Origin of the sequence: Paenibacillus qinlingensis (genome assembly GCF_013204845.1) — a bacterium.
GTDB lineage: Bacteria > Bacillota > Bacilli > Paenibacillales > NBRC-103111 > Paenibacillus_E > Paenibacillus_E qinlingensis.
On the sequence record NZ_JABMKY010000009.1, the window covers coordinates 232,782 to 248,823 of the forward strand.

Annotated in this window: 9 protein-coding genes; 3 read left to right on the top strand and 6 right to left on the bottom strand. The window is 45.6% G+C overall.

Translation table 11 applies throughout. The features are described from left to right. Positions 1–52 precede the first annotated feature (52 nt). The 6 genes from HQN88_RS18335 to HQN88_RS18360 all read right to left on the bottom strand — a co-directional run bounded on the left by HQN88_RS18335 (position 53) and on the right by HQN88_RS18360 (position 9,941). Complete coding sequence (locus HQN88_RS18335) at positions 53–1,717, bottom strand: response regulator transcription factor (RefSeq protein ID WP_173115117.1); 1,665 nt, start codon at positions 1,715–1,717, stop codon at positions 53–55. After that, on the bottom strand, positions 1,718–3,460 hold the full coding sequence (locus tag HQN88_RS18340) for a sensor histidine kinase (RefSeq protein WP_173115120.1): 1,743 nt from the start codon (positions 3,458–3,460) through the stop codon (positions 1,718–1,720). Between the two features lie 541 nt (positions 3,461–4,001). Beyond that, the gene (locus HQN88_RS18345) at positions 4,002–5,408 is read right to left on the bottom strand and encodes an MATE family efflux transporter (protein ID WP_173115219.1); all 1,407 of its coding nucleotides are present in this window, start codon (positions 5,406–5,408) and stop codon (positions 4,002–4,004) included. Positions 5,409–5,469: 61 nt separating this feature from the next. After that, a complete protein-coding gene (locus HQN88_RS18350) occupies positions 5,470–7,320 on the bottom strand; it encodes a cache domain-containing sensor histidine kinase (RefSeq protein WP_173115123.1) in 1,851 nt (616 codons plus the stop codon). Next, positions 7,296–8,801 carry an extracellular solute-binding protein gene (locus HQN88_RS18355; protein WP_246320309.1) on the bottom strand — a complete coding sequence of 502 codons (1,506 nt, stop codon included), beginning with the start codon at positions 8,799–8,801 and terminating at the stop codon, positions 7,296–7,298. Before HQN88_RS18355 ends, HQN88_RS18350 begins: the two co-directional genes overlap by 25 nt. Before the next feature lie 39 nt (positions 8,802–8,840). Then, positions 8,841–9,941 (bottom strand): SGNH/GDSL hydrolase family protein, encoded by a 1,101-nt coding sequence (locus tag HQN88_RS18360; RefSeq protein ID WP_173115126.1) that lies wholly within the window; start codon positions 9,939–9,941, stop codon positions 8,841–8,843. A gap of 226 nt (positions 9,942–10,167) precedes the next feature. On the opposite strand from HQN88_RS18360, the gene HQN88_RS18365 reads away from it, so the two are divergent. The 3 genes from HQN88_RS18365 to HQN88_RS18375 are packed head-to-tail and all read left to right on the top strand — an operon-like array spanning position 10,168 to position 16,032. Continuing rightward, positions 10,168–11,766, top strand: a complete 1,599-nt coding sequence (locus HQN88_RS18365; protein WP_173115129.1) for an FAD-dependent oxidoreductase — start codon at positions 10,168–10,170, stop codon at positions 11,764–11,766. Positions 11,767–11,798: 32 nt separating this feature from the next. Beyond that, positions 11,799–12,857, top strand: coding sequence for a Gfo/Idh/MocA family protein (locus HQN88_RS18370; RefSeq protein WP_173115132.1), 1,059 nt, complete (start codon positions 11,799–11,801; stop codon positions 12,855–12,857). A 19-nt stretch (positions 12,858–12,876) separates the two neighbouring features. Then, complete coding sequence (locus HQN88_RS18375) at positions 12,877–16,032, top strand: Ig-like domain-containing protein (RefSeq protein ID WP_173115135.1); 3,156 nt, start codon at positions 12,877–12,879, stop codon at positions 16,030–16,032. Positions 16,033–16,042 lie beyond the last annotated feature (10 nt).

Here is a 16,042-nt window from a genome sequence, read left to right on the forward strand (position 1 = left end):
TGCGCAATCAATCGGCATTCAATATTCATGTCTTTACATTTGAATCACTTGTTTACTTGTTGAATATCGAGGTCCGATACTCCAGAGGAGTCATATGTGTAATCTTGCGAAAATATCTCGTAAAGTTCGTCGCTGTTCCATAACCGACTTGCTCAGCGACTTCTTGAATTTTAATATTCGGATTCTCTAGAAGACTCTTCGCTCTTGTCATACGTGTCGAAGAAATATAATCGGATAAATTGCTTCCTGTTACCTGTTTAAATAAACGTGATAAATAAGACGGATTAAAATACACTAATTCCGCTAATTTCACCAGCGAAACTTCATCTGGATTATGAAGATTTTCCTTAATATGCTTCTGAATCAAGGAAATAATCGCATTCGCCCTACGCTCTTCCTCTTGATTCTGAAGATTGAACAGAATGTCTTCCACACGGGCTAGATACTCAAAAGCCATCGCCCAAGACTCATGCTCTCCCGGCTGCATGAGCTTATGCAAACCGATTTTGGTTGCAACCGTCTCAACCAAATTCCAACGATTCATATAGGATAAGAAGACCAAGCCGATGGAATAATAAAGTTCTTGTGCAGGAACATCATGCATACTATCGATCTCCTTCAGCGAATCGGCACAAGCAAGCAGCGTCTTGCTGAACTCCATCCGTTGCCCATGTTCTAATTGATCAGCGAGCTGCTCCAATTTAGCATGGCGGATCTGCGATTTCTCCCGGTGGCTGCTGTCAGACTGCTGTAGCTCTTGCTCCACCATTTGCTTGTCCAGCAGGAGCATCCCACTGCCCTGACCAATACGATAATTCATCAACATCGTTAATGTCGCGAACCGTTCTGCTGCATCGGCCCACGCCACCGTACTGTCATCCAATACAAAGGACAATAACTCACCGACAGACTCCCGACAGGCCGCCTGCACCAACTCCAGATTTCCTTTTACGAAGGTCAGCGTTCGCTCCCATCCCTCTTTATCCAAATTATCCTTGAGTGGCTGAATCAGCCAAATCAGATCCATATGCTCATTCACAGTATCGACAAAAGACACATGCGAAGACAAATACTGTTCGGCGATCATCTTGATCCTATATAACTGCTTAGACTTTTCCGAATAGGTTGTTCTGCTAGATAAGCTGTTAATTCTTCCAAGCATAATGAGAATAGGCTTATCCGCTTTCAACGATATCGCTAATTCGTCAAATTGCGCTTGGTGAATCTCCATCACGTCGAGCTGTTCATTCAGAATCCGCTTCACATATTCGTTCTGAAGCATCCCGCGCATGTTATCTAATTGCTCTTGGGCTATTTTCAGCAAGGACTGCGCCCGCAGCTCCGTTTCAATTTCAGACACTGCATGCTCCACCATCTGAATCACTTTCTCGTATCCTTCAGTTTTCAGTAAATAGCTTACCTTCTCATACTGAATAGCCGAATAAATATAGGAAAATTCATTATATCCTGTGAGAAAAATAACCCGGCATTGCGGCCATCTCTCGCGAATTTTCTCTAAGAGCTGCAAGCCATCCAGTCCAGGCATACGAATGTCAGTGAGCACAATATCGAAGCGCGTCCGATCGAATTGCCGAACGGCTTCCATGCCCGAGTAGGCTTTATACACATCTAACTCCAACTGTGGAATGGTCTGAAGCACTTCATATAACCCGTCTGCAATAATCATTTCATCGTCTACAACCAGTACTCTGTACATTTAAACGCCTCCGTTCTTGTGATCAATCACAATCGTCGCCTTCATACCGCCCCATTCACTGCGCTCCACCAATAAACCGCTTGTATGACCAAACTTCAAACGTATTCGTTGGTGAATATTCAAAATACCCGTCATCTCCAACCCTTCTTGATTGGATAATGCCTCCTTAAGCGACGCAATTCGCTCTCCATCCAGCTCCTCGCCATTATCCTCAACGATCATCTGAATCTCATTCCCTGCCTTTAGGAGCCGAACTCGCAAAATGCCTTTCTCTGGCTTCCGCTCTAGACCGTGTTCAAATGCATTCTCAATGATTGGCTGTAAAATTAACCTCGGCACCATGACGTGTCCGATATTTTCAGGCAAGTCGTCGAATTCGACCCGAAGCCGATTCGAAAATCGCATCGTTTGAATTTCCGCATATACTTTGGCGTGATTGACTTCTTTCCAGAGCGGCACCTCATCTGAGCTATTGCGTGTGACGAATTGAAAATACTCACCCAACTGATTCGTAAATTGCTCGAGATTCTCATAATCACCAAGGCGTGCCATCGTACTCAGGATAAACAGGTTATTGTAAAGAAAGTGCGGGTTAATCTGTGATTGAAGCTGCTTCAATTCTGCTTTTTGAGTTAAAATCTGCTGTTTATACACTTGGTCAATTAAGGATTTCAAATTGCCTAGCATCACATTAAACCGCTTATAAATGTACTGGAATTCATCATTAATTGCATGCTCGATGCGAACATCGAAATCGCCATGCTCGATTTTCCGGAAAGCTTTGACAAGCTTATCCAGCGGTTTATGAATGTATTTATACACATATAACGAATAAATAACAATAATAACTAGGGCTACGGCTGCTAATAATAGAAACCAACTCCGATACTTCTGAAGCGGTTGAAAGACTGCGTTTTCCGGCACATATTTGCTCAATACGGCGCCAAAAAAGTCAGATGACGTATACACAGCCAAATAATGCTTGTCATGAATGACAAGTTTCTGTGCATTGCCAATATTCGCGTTATTGGACATATGGGCAGAGATTTGCTTATCGAATGCCGCATCGTGACTGGTTGTAATAACAAACTGTGAGCTATTGAAAATTAATCCCTCATCAGGGGAGTTAATCATTAATTTCAAATGCTCCTCCAGCTTCTCCTTCGACAACTCGATGGCCACAATGAAGAGCGGACCTCTTTTACTGCTAGGCATAGAAAAGGGATATACAGCGCTAAGATACATGCTGCCATCCACATTCATAACCTGCGAATCCAGTGTTAATGGAATATTCCTCAACTTTTCAAAATCTTGCTGGTTAAATGAGGATATGGTCAGCGCTGAAACGTTTTTTTGAATAGCAGGGATGTAAGCGTACACATCTTTGATATACGTCGAACTGTTGCGAATGGCATTAAGTCGCTGCTGAAGTCGTAGAATGCTTTGCATTTTCTCGATATCATTCAACGAATCTGGAATAGCTCCTAATGCATTTAAATTATCATCGCTCAACACATCGTACTGCAACGTTTGAATGCGTTTGAACTCCTCTTCCAACCCGCTGAAATACCCCGATACCTGCGAGATCATGGATTTGGATATTTCATCCTGTAACGTTCGAATCCCCCAATTATAAATAATCATACTGAGGATATAGAGTGGTAACAGAATGCAAATAAACGAAAGAATCAATCTTCTAAGTGCATTCTTCTTCCAAGGATGCCTCGTTAGATTCAGATTCATAGCAATCCCCCTTTTAAGGAATAATTATCCAATTCGATATTTTCTCGGATCCTATGTAAGACTACCCGAAAGTTAGTTTAGTAGCAATACTAACATGAACCGTACCAACTTAGAAGTGAACAATTCAAATTGTTAAGCCTCCTACTCCTACCTCTTCTGCCGCAACCACACCTTCCTCCAGCGCCACAAATCAAATAAATGGATATTATGTTGTTATTTTTGTTGATTCTCACCATTTGTGAGCACTAGATGGATTTCCTACAGTTAATTTCTGCTAAAATCCACCAGACTATCAATTACGCTTAATTTAAATGTACATTTTCCATCTATTCACTAAAACTCTGTTAAATCGGCAATAATAACTGTATATTTTACATTTATTTGAAAAAAGGGCTGCGAAGACAAGAAAAAACACCTTCGCAAGGAAGGTGTCTTCTTGTCTTTGCATCTTGGTGTCTTCTTGTCTTTGCATCTTGGTGTCTTCTTGTCTTTGCATCTTGGTGTCTTCTTGTCTTAGCGTCTTCGTTACTTCGTGATTTCCTTATTTGGTATCCGTAGATGGCTCAATCAATCGATGACGATACCATTGATTCCCCTTGAAGCGCCATAGGAATATGAGCCCACGAACACCCCATTCGATATTCATCGCTAACCACACACCAATAATACCCATATGAAACACGATGCCAAGCACGTAGCCCAGAACGACCCGGAACAGCCACATCGACAGCATCGAAGTTACGGATGTGAATTTGGAATCCCCCGCAGCTCGCAGCGCTGCTGGCAAGAGGAAGCTGATTGGCCAGAGTGGCACCTGCGCAATCGCATTGATCAACACGATGATGAAGAGCTCCCTAAGGATATCATCCGGTGGGTGAAACAAGCTAACTAGCGGTTTGAACAACGGAATGAGGATCAATGCCGTCAGGAAGAGTGTAAACGACGCAAGCCAGAGAAACGATTTGGCAAATTTGCGGGCATCTTTCACATTTTGCGCCCCCATACATTGTCCAATCACAGTTACCGTAGTCAGCGATAACGCGGCAGCCGGAATCTGTAACACGCCTGCGAGCGTACCACCAATTGCATTCGTCGCCATAGCATGCGTGCCAAGACTCACGATAAACACTTGCGTTACAATTTTGCCGCCATTAAAGAACATCTGCTCCGCCGCAAAGGGCAGCCCGATAAATAAAATTTTCTTCATCATAGCGATATTTGCATGCAATAAATCATACAATCGCATTTGGAAATTCGTATCTAATTTCACCACATACAGCACAGCTACGAATGCCGCCAGAAATCTAGATACATTCACAGCGATGATCAGCCCATGTACCCCCATTTGTAAGAAATGGATACATATCACATTCAGTAGTACATACGATAAATTCATGATTAAGGAGAGTTTCAACGACGTTCGGGACTTTCCAATCCCTCTCAATGCGCCGCAAACAGCCTCTACAATGGCAATCCCTACATAAGATACGCTGCTCCCAATCAGATAGGTCTTGGCATAAGCGAACACCTCCGGAGAGGCTGTCCCAAACAGTAGTGTTAAGACTGGCGTATGAAACACAATCATTAACAAGCTAATACCGAGCGCGAATGCCGACACCAAGGAAATGGAGCTAGCTGCAGCTTTGGCTACCATCCCGTCATTACCGCTTCCTTTATACTGGGCAACCACCACGGTTCCACCTGTTGAAACTGCTACGAATACGCTGATCAGAAATATTTGAAGCGAATCAATCATGCTTACTGCGCTAACGGCGGCAACTCCTGACGAACTGATCATGGCAATGTTCACCAAATTAAGTCCGACAAGGAATGCCTGATCGATAAGGATCGGTATATATAGGCCAATAATCTGTTGATAATCCATCACTTTGCCGGAGAAATGCTTATGCATAAAAGCTTTACGTCTCAAGCTAAATGCTGTTCCCATCACATCATCTTCTTTTTTGTTAGATTTATAATGTGGAATGATTGAAGTCAGCATTACCCTATTACCCTGCTTGCTCCTCAATCGGTGATTCACACATGTCCAGTGGGAGACGGAGTGTAATCCGCGTTCCCATATGATAACCGCTCTCAAATAGAAATTGTGATTCATTCCCATAATACATTTTCATACGTGCGACAACATTTCGTAATCCGAACAAATCCTTCTCTTTTTTGATATCCGTAGTAATACCTTCGGTCGCTTGCCTAGCTGCCTCCTCTAATTTGCCACAAATATAATTCAGCCTATCCTTGCTGACACCGACGCCATTATCGTGTACTTCTAGGACGAGATGACCGTCATCCAAATAGGAGGAAATGGCAAGTTCCCCACCACTGCTCTGCTTCTCTAAGCCGTGCAGCACAGCATTTTCTACCAAAGGTTGCAGGAGGAGCTTGAGCACATGATAATGGGCGCTTTCCTCGGCAATGTCGAAGCGTACCGTGAAATGATCTAAGAATCGCAATTGCTGCACTTTAATATAATACTTCAAATGTTCAATCGTTTCCTTAACAGTAAAGGTCTCATTTCCTTTATTCAAGCTTAAACGGAAAAATTTCGATAAATTCAACACCATTTCACTAATTTCATCTGCTTCATAGTTTTTGGCCGTCCAATAAATCGAATCCAACGTGTTGTAGAGGAAATGCGGATTAATTTGAGATTGCAAAAATTTCAGTTCCATTTTGGACAATAAAAGCTGCTTCTCGTAATGATCCCGAATCAGTGTTTTTTGATTCTCGGCCATTCGGTTAAAGGATTCAATTACATAGCCTAATTCATCTACTCGGGTATCCTCCAGCTGGATGGTGAAATTCCCCGTACGGAGCTGCTTCATCCCATAGGCTAATTTGCGCAGCGGCGCAGATATACCTCGATAAATAATCCAAGAAGTCCAAATTGCCAAAACTAAACTGACGACTAGGATACCATAAGAAAAAATCTTCAGCGAGTCCGTATGACTTCGAATTTCCCATAAAGGCTGCTCCATCATAAGCGACCACCCAGATAACTTCGATTTCACGCTGATCGTTACCATTTCCGTCCCTGTTTGGGGTGATTTGCGAATCGTTCTTACCTGCTCAACCTTCTCCCACACTTGGGCATTCACACTGCCACCTGTGCCTGTGATCGATCTTCCGTCATTGTCGAAGAGATAGATGTTCGCATTTTTGGAAGGCAGCAGAGGTTTCGCAAGCTCGATCAGAGCACTCTTTTTGACAGATAAAATAAGCAAATTCGGATTCATCAACGTACGGTTATACGGATCCATCGTCCGAATCAGATGCACACTGTCTGCATCGAAGTAGGATTCACCCACCTGCGGTGTAAAAAAAATAGTCCCTCCGTTTGCCTCCATCAAATGCTGATACCATTCTTGATTCTCAGCCCCGGATGGCAACTTGCCTCCACCGAATTTGGTGGAAATAACCGTACGTGAAGGCATGTGAATAATCGTGATTTGGTCCACAATAAGATTGACCGTCGTCATACTTGTTATCTGATCCATCACTTGAGCAAAATGAACGAACGACTGCTTTTCTGGCTCTTGACCAACAGACTGCAGTGTGGCGTTAACATTCGTATCAAAGGCGATTAAGGAAGACAGCTGTTCAATATTTTGCAAGGTCAGATCAAGATAATCCGTCATTGTATGGAGAGCGCCCTGTGTTCTTTCCCCTGTCTGCACTTCCAGAATCATCTGCGATTTGGCTATGGCAAACAAACTAAATCCAGCTAATGGGAGTAGAATGAGTAGAAAATACCACGTCAGCCGAACTTGGATATAACTGGCTAGTAGTTTACGAATTTTGGATAGGAACTCTCTAATCATTTGTTGGTTTCTCGCCACCATTCATTCACTTCCCCAGTAATTTCATCACCGCCGGCTTCCTTCCACTTTTTCACAAAAGCGTCGAACTCCTCTATAGGGCTTAAGCCTGCAATAATTCGCGTGAACGTATCCTCTTGCAGCTTAGACAGCTTAATTTGATGCTTACCCATAGCTGGTGTTGGAGGCCCATTGAATCGGTCAACCATCAAATTCTGTTCGATCCGTTGGATGTTATCATAAAGGCGGAACTGTGAACCTAGAGCCTCCAGCCGATCTCGCGTGACATTTGGATCTGCCATATCCGCCAACGCACCATAAATACCACGATAGCCGTGCTTCGTATGTTCATCAAACCGAATGGACAATTTTCCGTTAACCCTCGTCCAAATTTCGTTCTCAAAGCCAAGCTTTAAACTGGTTTGTCCTGGGCCTGCGACGAAATCCAAGAACTTAACGACAGCCTCTGCCTTGTCGCTCTTGTTTGGGATCACGTTGTAAGAACGGACGTTGGACGTGCTGTAGACACCATGCTTCCCATTAGGTCCGATCGGGAAATCCAGAGGAATCCATTCCGCTTTCGGATCGATTTTGCGGTTAGCTGCAATATGTGAACGCGTGTCCGACCAGGCTGCCGAAAACAAGCCCACACGTCCGCTTACAATTTTTTCACCCAATACATCAATTTTATTTAATGGAAATTCGGGGTCTAGTACGTTATCGTCATATAAACCTCGCAGATACAGAAGTGCCTCCTTCATTTCCGGGAGGACCCCCGAGTAAACTAACTTCCCGTCTCGTTCGTACCAAGCTTTCATTTGTACACCAAATGCACCTAGTAATGGCGAAGTTCTCCGAAGCCGCTCCAGAATGGATAAGCCATAGGTATCTCTTTTCCCATTGCCATCCGGATCTCTCTCCGCAAAGGCCTTCATCACCGCCGTATACTCCTCGATTGTCTTAGGAGGCTGCAGCCCAAGCTTATCCAGCCAATCTTTCCTGGCGTAGATAATTTCCGTTCCTTTCACCTCGTTCAAACTCGGTATTGCATAGATCTTGCCATCCACGGTGACATTATCCCATGCTTCTTTGGGGATTTTGGCTCTCAGATTGGCGCCGTATTTCTCGATATAATCATTCAAAGGCGTCAGCGCCTTTTGATTTACGAAATGGATAAACCACGATGGATCGCTTGTATTCAGCAAATCCGGGGGCTCGCCAGACGCCATAATGACGTTTAGCTTTTCATCATAGCCATTGAGCGGAGGGAGTGTCACATTGACCTGAACACCAATGTTTTTCTCGATATAACGAAGATAAGGATTATGATTCTCATCCATCCCCTCCGGGAAATTCATACCCAGGCTGTTCACAACGATTCGAATAGCAGGTTCGCTTGCTGTGCCCACCTTATTCTCTTCCTTCAAGGTCAAATTCGGAATGCCGCAGCCAGCAGTTGAACAACAAGCGAGTATGACTAGAACAGCTGCCCTCATTCTTTTCATCCTTCCATTCCCCTTCCATCGTAACCAACCGGTAAACAATTAAGCGAGTATTTTCTTGAGAACAGGAGTGAGACCATCCGCCATACGAAGAAATCCAAGATCAGTCGGATGCACACCATCGACGGTGCATTCGTGCGCATTTTCCCCTAGTAACGTTGATCCATCGTAAAAATAGATGTTGGCATCTCCATTTTCACGGAATTGTTCGACCGTGCGGAGCTGGACTCCTTTACGCTCTTCCTTTTCTAACTTCAACTGCTTGCTATATCTTTCTTTCGCATAAGTAATACAAGAAATCACGAGAATCGGCGTATCTGGATGTTGATTTCGATAGATACGAATGAATTCGGGCAAAGTCTTTTGCAGGCTCTCCGTGGATACGCAGTTTGCTTCATAATCCAAGACGAGGCAGGCAGGATCTGGTATTTCTGCTACCATGTGCGCAAGCTCAGGCTCTCCTTTACCATTACCTGAGAATCCTAAATTCAGAAATTCCATATTCACTCGTCTAGACAGGATATTGGGATAGGCCATGCCAGGACGGGTTGCACAACCTCCCTGCGTGATGGAAGTACCGTACAAGAGGATCTTTTCACTGTTATCGTAAGCTGGTGGAGGAGCGATTTGTGCAGATGGGTTTAAGCCGATCCATACCTCTTGAACGCCTTGATACAGTGGAAAATTTAAAGTAATGCTTCTATCTGTGGGATCCATATCCGTAAACATAACGCTTTCATATTCGGTTTGTTTCAAGTCATAACGAGTCGTACTGTAATAGAACTGTTCACCTGGCTCTCCAATGTAACAATCGAATCCACATTGACCTGTTGCGGGCATATGATACATATTCGCAGCACTGGTCAACTTCACCTTAATGGATAGGGAGACCGCATTCGTTGTAAATCGAATTTGCCCGCCAGCCGTACAGTTCGCTAAGTTATCCACCGCCTCGGGCAGCGTCCATGCGGGATTCGTGGGCAGTCGACGGTACAGTTGCTCCTCCTTAAGCCATCCAAACCCCGCTACATAAAAAGGTTGCTCTAACGGTGAGTACCATTCCAATTGTTGGTCATCAAGTTCAGGAATGCTCATATTCGCATCCAATTTCAAGACATCACTTGATTGTTGTTGATTATTCATTAAGAATCTCTCCCCTATTGGTAATTTCGCATCCATACACTAATATCTTGTTTGGTAATCAATCTTCGCCCTCGCTTGTACAATCCCTTTTTTTTCACGACGAATGGGTTATTAAAGTACCAAAAGAAGTCATGGTCCTCCGCTGTGGCTATTTACCAGCTGTAATACAATAGGGATAACCTGTGAATGCCTGCAGGCGAATTGGTTAAAGGAGGGACAATCATCGTTGGTTAACACGAAAAGCAATCCCCATACGCACAACCACCAAGCTGATATCGTCGTGATCGGCGGTGGAACTGGCGGATATGCAGCCGCACTAGCCGCTGCCAAATCCGGTAAAAAAGTGATCATGACCGAAGAAACCGACTGGATCGGCGGGCAATTAACGAGCCAAGCCGTTCCGCCCGATGAGCACCCATGGATCGAACAGTTTGGCTGCACACGCAGTTATCGACAGTTCCGAGAAGGTGTACGTGACTATTACCGCCGTCATTTCCCACTTACCTCAGAGGCGCGTTCAAGACCACATCTTAATCCTGGGAATGGCGGCGTTTCACGGTTATGTCATGAGCCGCGGGCAGCGTTAGCCGTCCTGCACGATATGCTGGCTCCCTATGTTAACAGCGGGCGCTTGCAGATTCTAACTCGCCATCGCCTAGAATCCGTATCTGTGGACGGTGATGATGTTCATTCCGTCACAGTTCGCAACTTAACGAGCGGCGAGAGCGTGACGCTGCATGGTACTTATTTCCTTGACGCCACCGAATGTGGCGATGTGCTGCCACTTGCGGGTGCGGAATATGTGACAGGTGCTGAGTCTAAAAGTCAGACTGGCGAGCCAAATGCCGTAGATGGTGATGCCCTACCGCAAGACATGCAGGGATTCACGTACTGTTTCGCCATGGATTACATCGAAGGTGAAGACCACACCATTGCGCGCCCAGAGCGCTATGACTTCTGGAAAACGTACAAAGCAGACTTCTGGCCTGATCGGCTGCTCAGCTGGTCGGGTGTTCGTCCGAGCACGTTGGAGCATGTCTCCTATGAACTGTTTGAAGGCACGGACAAGTACTCTTTATTCTTTTATCGGCGCATTATTGATAGTCGGAACTTCCAGGAAGGCTTTTATCCCGGTGACATTACATTGGTCAATTGGCCGCAGAACGACTACTGGCTAGGCTCAGTTATCGATGTCAGCGCAGAGGAACGAGAGCAACACCTATGGGATGCAAAACAGCTCAGCTTATCCTTGCTCTATTGGCTGCAAACGGAAGCACCTAGGCCTGATGGCGGGCAAGGTTACCCCGGTCTTCGCCTGCGTCCAGATATCGTCGGTACGGATGATGGGCTGGCTATGTATCCCTACATACGAGAGTCGCGCAGGATTAAAGCCGAATTTACTGTTCTGGAGCAACATGTAAGCACTGCGTGCCGACCTGACGGGAAAGCCGAACAGTTCCATGACTCCGTTGGTATCGGTTGTTACCGCATCGACCTCCATCCGAGTACGGGCAATCGTCATTATATAGATGTCTCTTCCCTACCCTTCCAGATTCCACTGGGCAGCTTGATTCCGATCCGAATGAACAATTTGCTGCCAGCATGCAAAAATCTGGGTGTCACCCACATCACCAATGGATGTTACCGACTACATCCTGTCGAGTGGAATATTGGCGAAGCGGCTGGTTTTCTCGCAAGTCACTGTATCGATCGTGGCATCATGCCACGTGAAGTACGCAATGAGGCTTCTGAGCTTCGCACTTTCCAGACTATGCTTGAAAGCTACGGCATCGAGTTGGCTTGGCCTACGATACGTCCTGTCTAACATTAATCATCCATAAGAAGAGGTGCATGTTCATGAGTAAAATACGAATTGGTGTCATTGGCGCAGGTTCCATATCCGAAATGCATTTGAAATCGTATCATACGAATCCGGATGCTGAACTCTATGCCATCTGTGATCTGAACGAGGAACGCGCAAAAGCAAAAGCTGAGAAATATGGCATCCAACATATCTATACAAGTTATGAGGAATTGCTAGCAAATGAGGCTATAGATGCTATTAGCATTTGTACATGGAACAATAGCCATGCCCAAATATCCATTGCCGCCTTGGAGGCTGGTAAAAACGTACTCACCGAAAAGCCACTATGTACATCGGTGAAAGAGGCGTTGGAAGTCGAAGATGCAGTTCGCCGTACTGGCAAAACGCTGCAAGTCGGTTTCGTTCGCCGGTACGCTTCCAATACCCGCATCATCAAATCGTTCCTCGATAACAACGAGCTCGGCGACATTTACTACGCGAAGGCATCCTGCATTCGTCGTTTGGGCAACCCAGGTGGCTGGTTCTCCGATGTGGATCGTTCGGGTGGCGGCCCTTTGATCGACGTAGGTGTACATGTGATTGATCTGTGCTGGTACTTGATGGGACGACCTAAAGTCAAATCCATTTCTGGTAATACCTACAAAAAACTTGGGAATCGTGCCAATGTGAAGAACTTGGCTTTTTACAAAGCTGCTGATTATGACCCCACTCATAATACAGTCGAGGATTTGGCCAATGCCCTCATTCGATTTGAGAACGGTGCTTCGATCCTGGTTGACGTTAGCTTTACGCTTCATGCCAAGGAAGACGAATTGACGGTTAAGCTATACGGGGACAAAGGCGGAGCAGAATTAGAACCGCAGTTATCCATCATTACAGAGAAGTACGATACCATTCTGAATCTTACTCCGCAGATTAATAATCTTTCTTTCGATTTTGTTGCCGGCTTTCAGGATGAAATCAATTACTTTATTGAAGTCTGCCAAGGTAAAAAGGAGACTCTATCACCTGTACAGGACGGGGTTGAGATGATGAAAATACTATGTGGTGTCTATGAATCTAGCGAAAAAGGTGAAGAAATCCGCTTCTAGGGAAGGAATGTGAAACCAATTGAAACAATCGAAATGGCTAATCATGACTTTATTGATTACACTACTCGCTTCTTCTTGGTCCATAACCGCATCTGCGGCAACCAGCCCCACTGATTTTATTGAAGTCGAAGCAGCTCCCGTCGATATCACCATTGATATTGAAGGTCCGCGCAAGCAAATCAATGCCATTGATACGGATATGAGTCGAATCACCGATTATGTCGCATTATTCACAACGGAATTTGCAACATCCGTTACCGTTGGCACCACCTCCATCGGTGTTGTCGTCGATGCGACAAATCATGTGACTCGGGTTGTCAATCCATCCGTTAACGGCGGTGTGCCTGTCTGGACAGGACCGACAACCTTGACGACCCCTCAAGGCGGCTTCATTCTTGTCGCGAATGATGACAGCTGGGCGAACAAAACCTTTAAACAGTATCTAGCCAAAAATTTCAAGGTTGGCGACCTCATTAAGCTGCGTAAAAATGGCGAAGTGGTCCCTGTCTCCGCACTTATGACGGGTCAAGGGCCTCAAGCGCGACTTAAACTGGATAACGACGATTGGTTTACGGTAACCGTGCCGAAAACGACGATTTCCGGCAAGTTGGAAAACTTGGAGTCAGGTATCACCTATGCGATTCGCGTTAACCAGACTTCGATTGCTTTGCAAGCGAATGGTACTTTCCAGAGTGAGTTAGGCCTCGCTGAAGGCGTGAATTACCTTGATGTCGTCGCCTCTAAGAATGGCGTAGAGAATGATCGAAAAACACTTGTTGTGTTTTATAAAAAACAAACCAGTATTGCCAAAGAAGTCGTCCTCTGGGTCGACCAAGGAACCAATATTTTCAAACTGCAAACGCCAGAAAATATTCGTGATATGCTGACCAAAGCGAAAGACGCTGGTGTGACCGCTATTGCGCTTGATGTCAAAGGCGTCGAAGGCTTCGCCAACTATAAGAAGAACGATTTGACGAATCGTCCGCACATCTCTCAAATGACAGCGCCAACGCGTGCGGGTGCCAACCCGAATCTGGATATGTTGGAAGAGTTTATCAAGTACGGACATCAGCTTGGTATCAAAATTCATGCAGCATTCAACGTTTTTGCTGAAGGCTCGCCTGCACACAACGAGTATGGATTGCTGAACCAGCATCTGGATTGGGAAGAGCATGTGTACCGTCCTGAGGATAACGGCCAAATTTTGCGTCTGCGTGAGAGCAAATACTATACATCGGGCAAGTCCCTCGTTGCTTTCGTGAACCCAGCCAATGATGACGTAAGAGCTTTTGAGCTGAAAAACATGGAAGAAGTGATCAAGAACTATGATGTAGACGGTGTAGTTCTTGATCGTACCCGCTATGACAACGAAACGGCCGACTTCAGCCCCTTGACGCGCACGAAGTTTGAGGCGTTTCTTGCTACTCGGGGTAAGCAGCTGACGAATTGGCCTGCGGATGTTTTCAGCTACGTGAACAATGTTCGTCAAGCGGGTCCGCTCATTAATGACTGGTGGGAGTTCCGCTCGCAAACGATCAAAACGTTTACGGATGATGTTCGTTTACTAACCGATCGTTACTCCGCTTTGAAAGGTCATAAGGTCTATTCTTCCGCTTATGTGGGTTCTTGGTTTGAGTCTTACTATTTGAACGGCGTCCATTGGGGCAGTCCGAATTTCAAGTACGACAGCCGTTTGCAACTGCCGGATGACAGCCTTTATACGGACTCATACGCGCAGACCGGATATGCAGGCAACATCGATTTCCTCATGATTGGTACGTATCAAACGACACAAAAGGAAATCGAACACCACATTACCTTGGGTAACATCGTAACGAACGGTGAAGTCCCGATGTATGCTAGTATTGCTTTGGCGAACATTCAAGACCCACCACTGCAGCGTTCCGTGTTTCAAGCTGGCTTGTCGCAATCGAATGGCCTCATGCTCTTCGATCTTTCACAAGTGAACTGGTCCGTGGTGAAGGCATCGCTCCATGACGTGGCTTATGTAAAGGATTATCAAATCGGCTCAAGCATCCCAGGCAGTCCGGAGTCATTCCTTGAAGGTGATCTCTTCAATGTGAGTCGAAACGAGAATAATCTCAACATTTATTCCGATGACTTCGGTCAAACGACGGCCACCAGCACGTTCGGTGTAGAAGCTATCGTGGACAGCTCAGGAAAAGTCACGAAAGTCGTGAACCAGCAGCAGGCGCTTACCTGGAACTGGGCTACTATGTCGCCGAATAACAGTGTGATTCCACAAGGCGGCTTCGTTATCTCTGCGCTGGATGCTTCTGGTGTGCGGACGAGAAGGCAGTTGGTCGCAAGAACCTACAAGGTCGGTGATGACGTACGTTCGGCCGTGCTTCGCGGGTATTTGGATTATGAGAGTACGAGTACAGCCCTGCGTAATCTAGAGATCAAAGGCGAAGTCGAAGTGATTGGAACGGGGACACCACGTGTTCTTCTGAACGGCGTACCGGCTGAGGTGTCCAGTAGTGGAGACTTTATCGGGAATGTGGATCTCGCAATCGGGGTAAATAATGTGAAAATTTCCGTCTATGTAGATGGTCGCAAAACGAACGAGAAAACCGTAAACATCACGCGTACAGCTCCTGTCCTCACAGGTATTCAGCTTGATGCTGCTGCCTATCGCCTTGTTGTTGGTGACAAGCACGCATCCGTAACGACCGCCGTTTATTCAGATCAGTCGAGCGCCGTTGTCGCTGGAGCTACATTCAGCTCCAGTAATCCATCGGTAGCCACTGTTGCCGCAGATGGTAACGTTACCGCATTGAAAGCAGGAACCACGGAAATTACGGCTAGCTTCGAAGGTAAAACCGCTAAGTCCATCGTATCTGTCGTGGATGTGGCAAGTCTCAGCTTCGACGAGAACAAGCACAGTCTTGTCAAAGGCGAAACTTACCAAGCGCCACTTAAAGTAACTTACTCCGATGGCGTCAATGCCTACATCAACCAAGATGTGGCCTACAGCTCTTCCCACGATAAAGTAGCGTCTATTACAACTAACGGCGTCATCACAGCTGTGAAGCCCGGATCAGCTACAATAAAAGCTTCCTATCGTGGCAAGCAGGCTGATATTAAGATTAAAGTGTTCAACAGCCATAAAGATAAAAATGAAGATGCGGTGATGGAGGAATCCATCGACTGAGTTTTCCTCA

What these genes read in the sequence shown, in the direction of transcription:
- HQN88_RS18370 (WP_173115132.1), top strand. Translation starts at nt 11,799, where the DNA reads ATGAGTAAAATACGAATTGGTGTCATTGGCGCAGGTTCCATATCCGAA.
- HQN88_RS18340 (WP_173115120.1), bottom strand. Translation starts at nt 3,460, where the DNA reads ATGAATCTGAATCTAACGAGGCATCCTTGGAAGAAGAATGCACTTAGA.
- HQN88_RS18355 (WP_246320309.1), bottom strand. Translation starts at nt 8,801, where the DNA reads ATGAAAAGAATGAGGGCAGCTGTTCTAGTCATACTCGCTTGTTGTTCA.
- HQN88_RS18350 (WP_173115123.1), bottom strand. Translation starts at nt 7,320, where the DNA reads ATGGTGGCGAGAAACCAACAAATGATTAGAGAGTTCCTATCCAAAATT.
- HQN88_RS18335 (WP_173115117.1), bottom strand. Translation starts at nt 1,717, where the DNA reads ATGTACAGAGTACTGGTTGTAGACGATGAAATGATTATTGCAGACGGG.
- HQN88_RS18345 (WP_173115219.1), bottom strand. Translation starts at nt 5,408, where the DNA reads ATGGGAACAGCATTTAGCTTGAGACGTAAAGCTTTTATGCATAAGCAT.
- HQN88_RS18360 (WP_173115126.1), bottom strand. Translation starts at nt 9,941, where the DNA reads ATGAATAATCAACAACAATCAAGTGATGTCTTGAAATTGGATGCGAAT.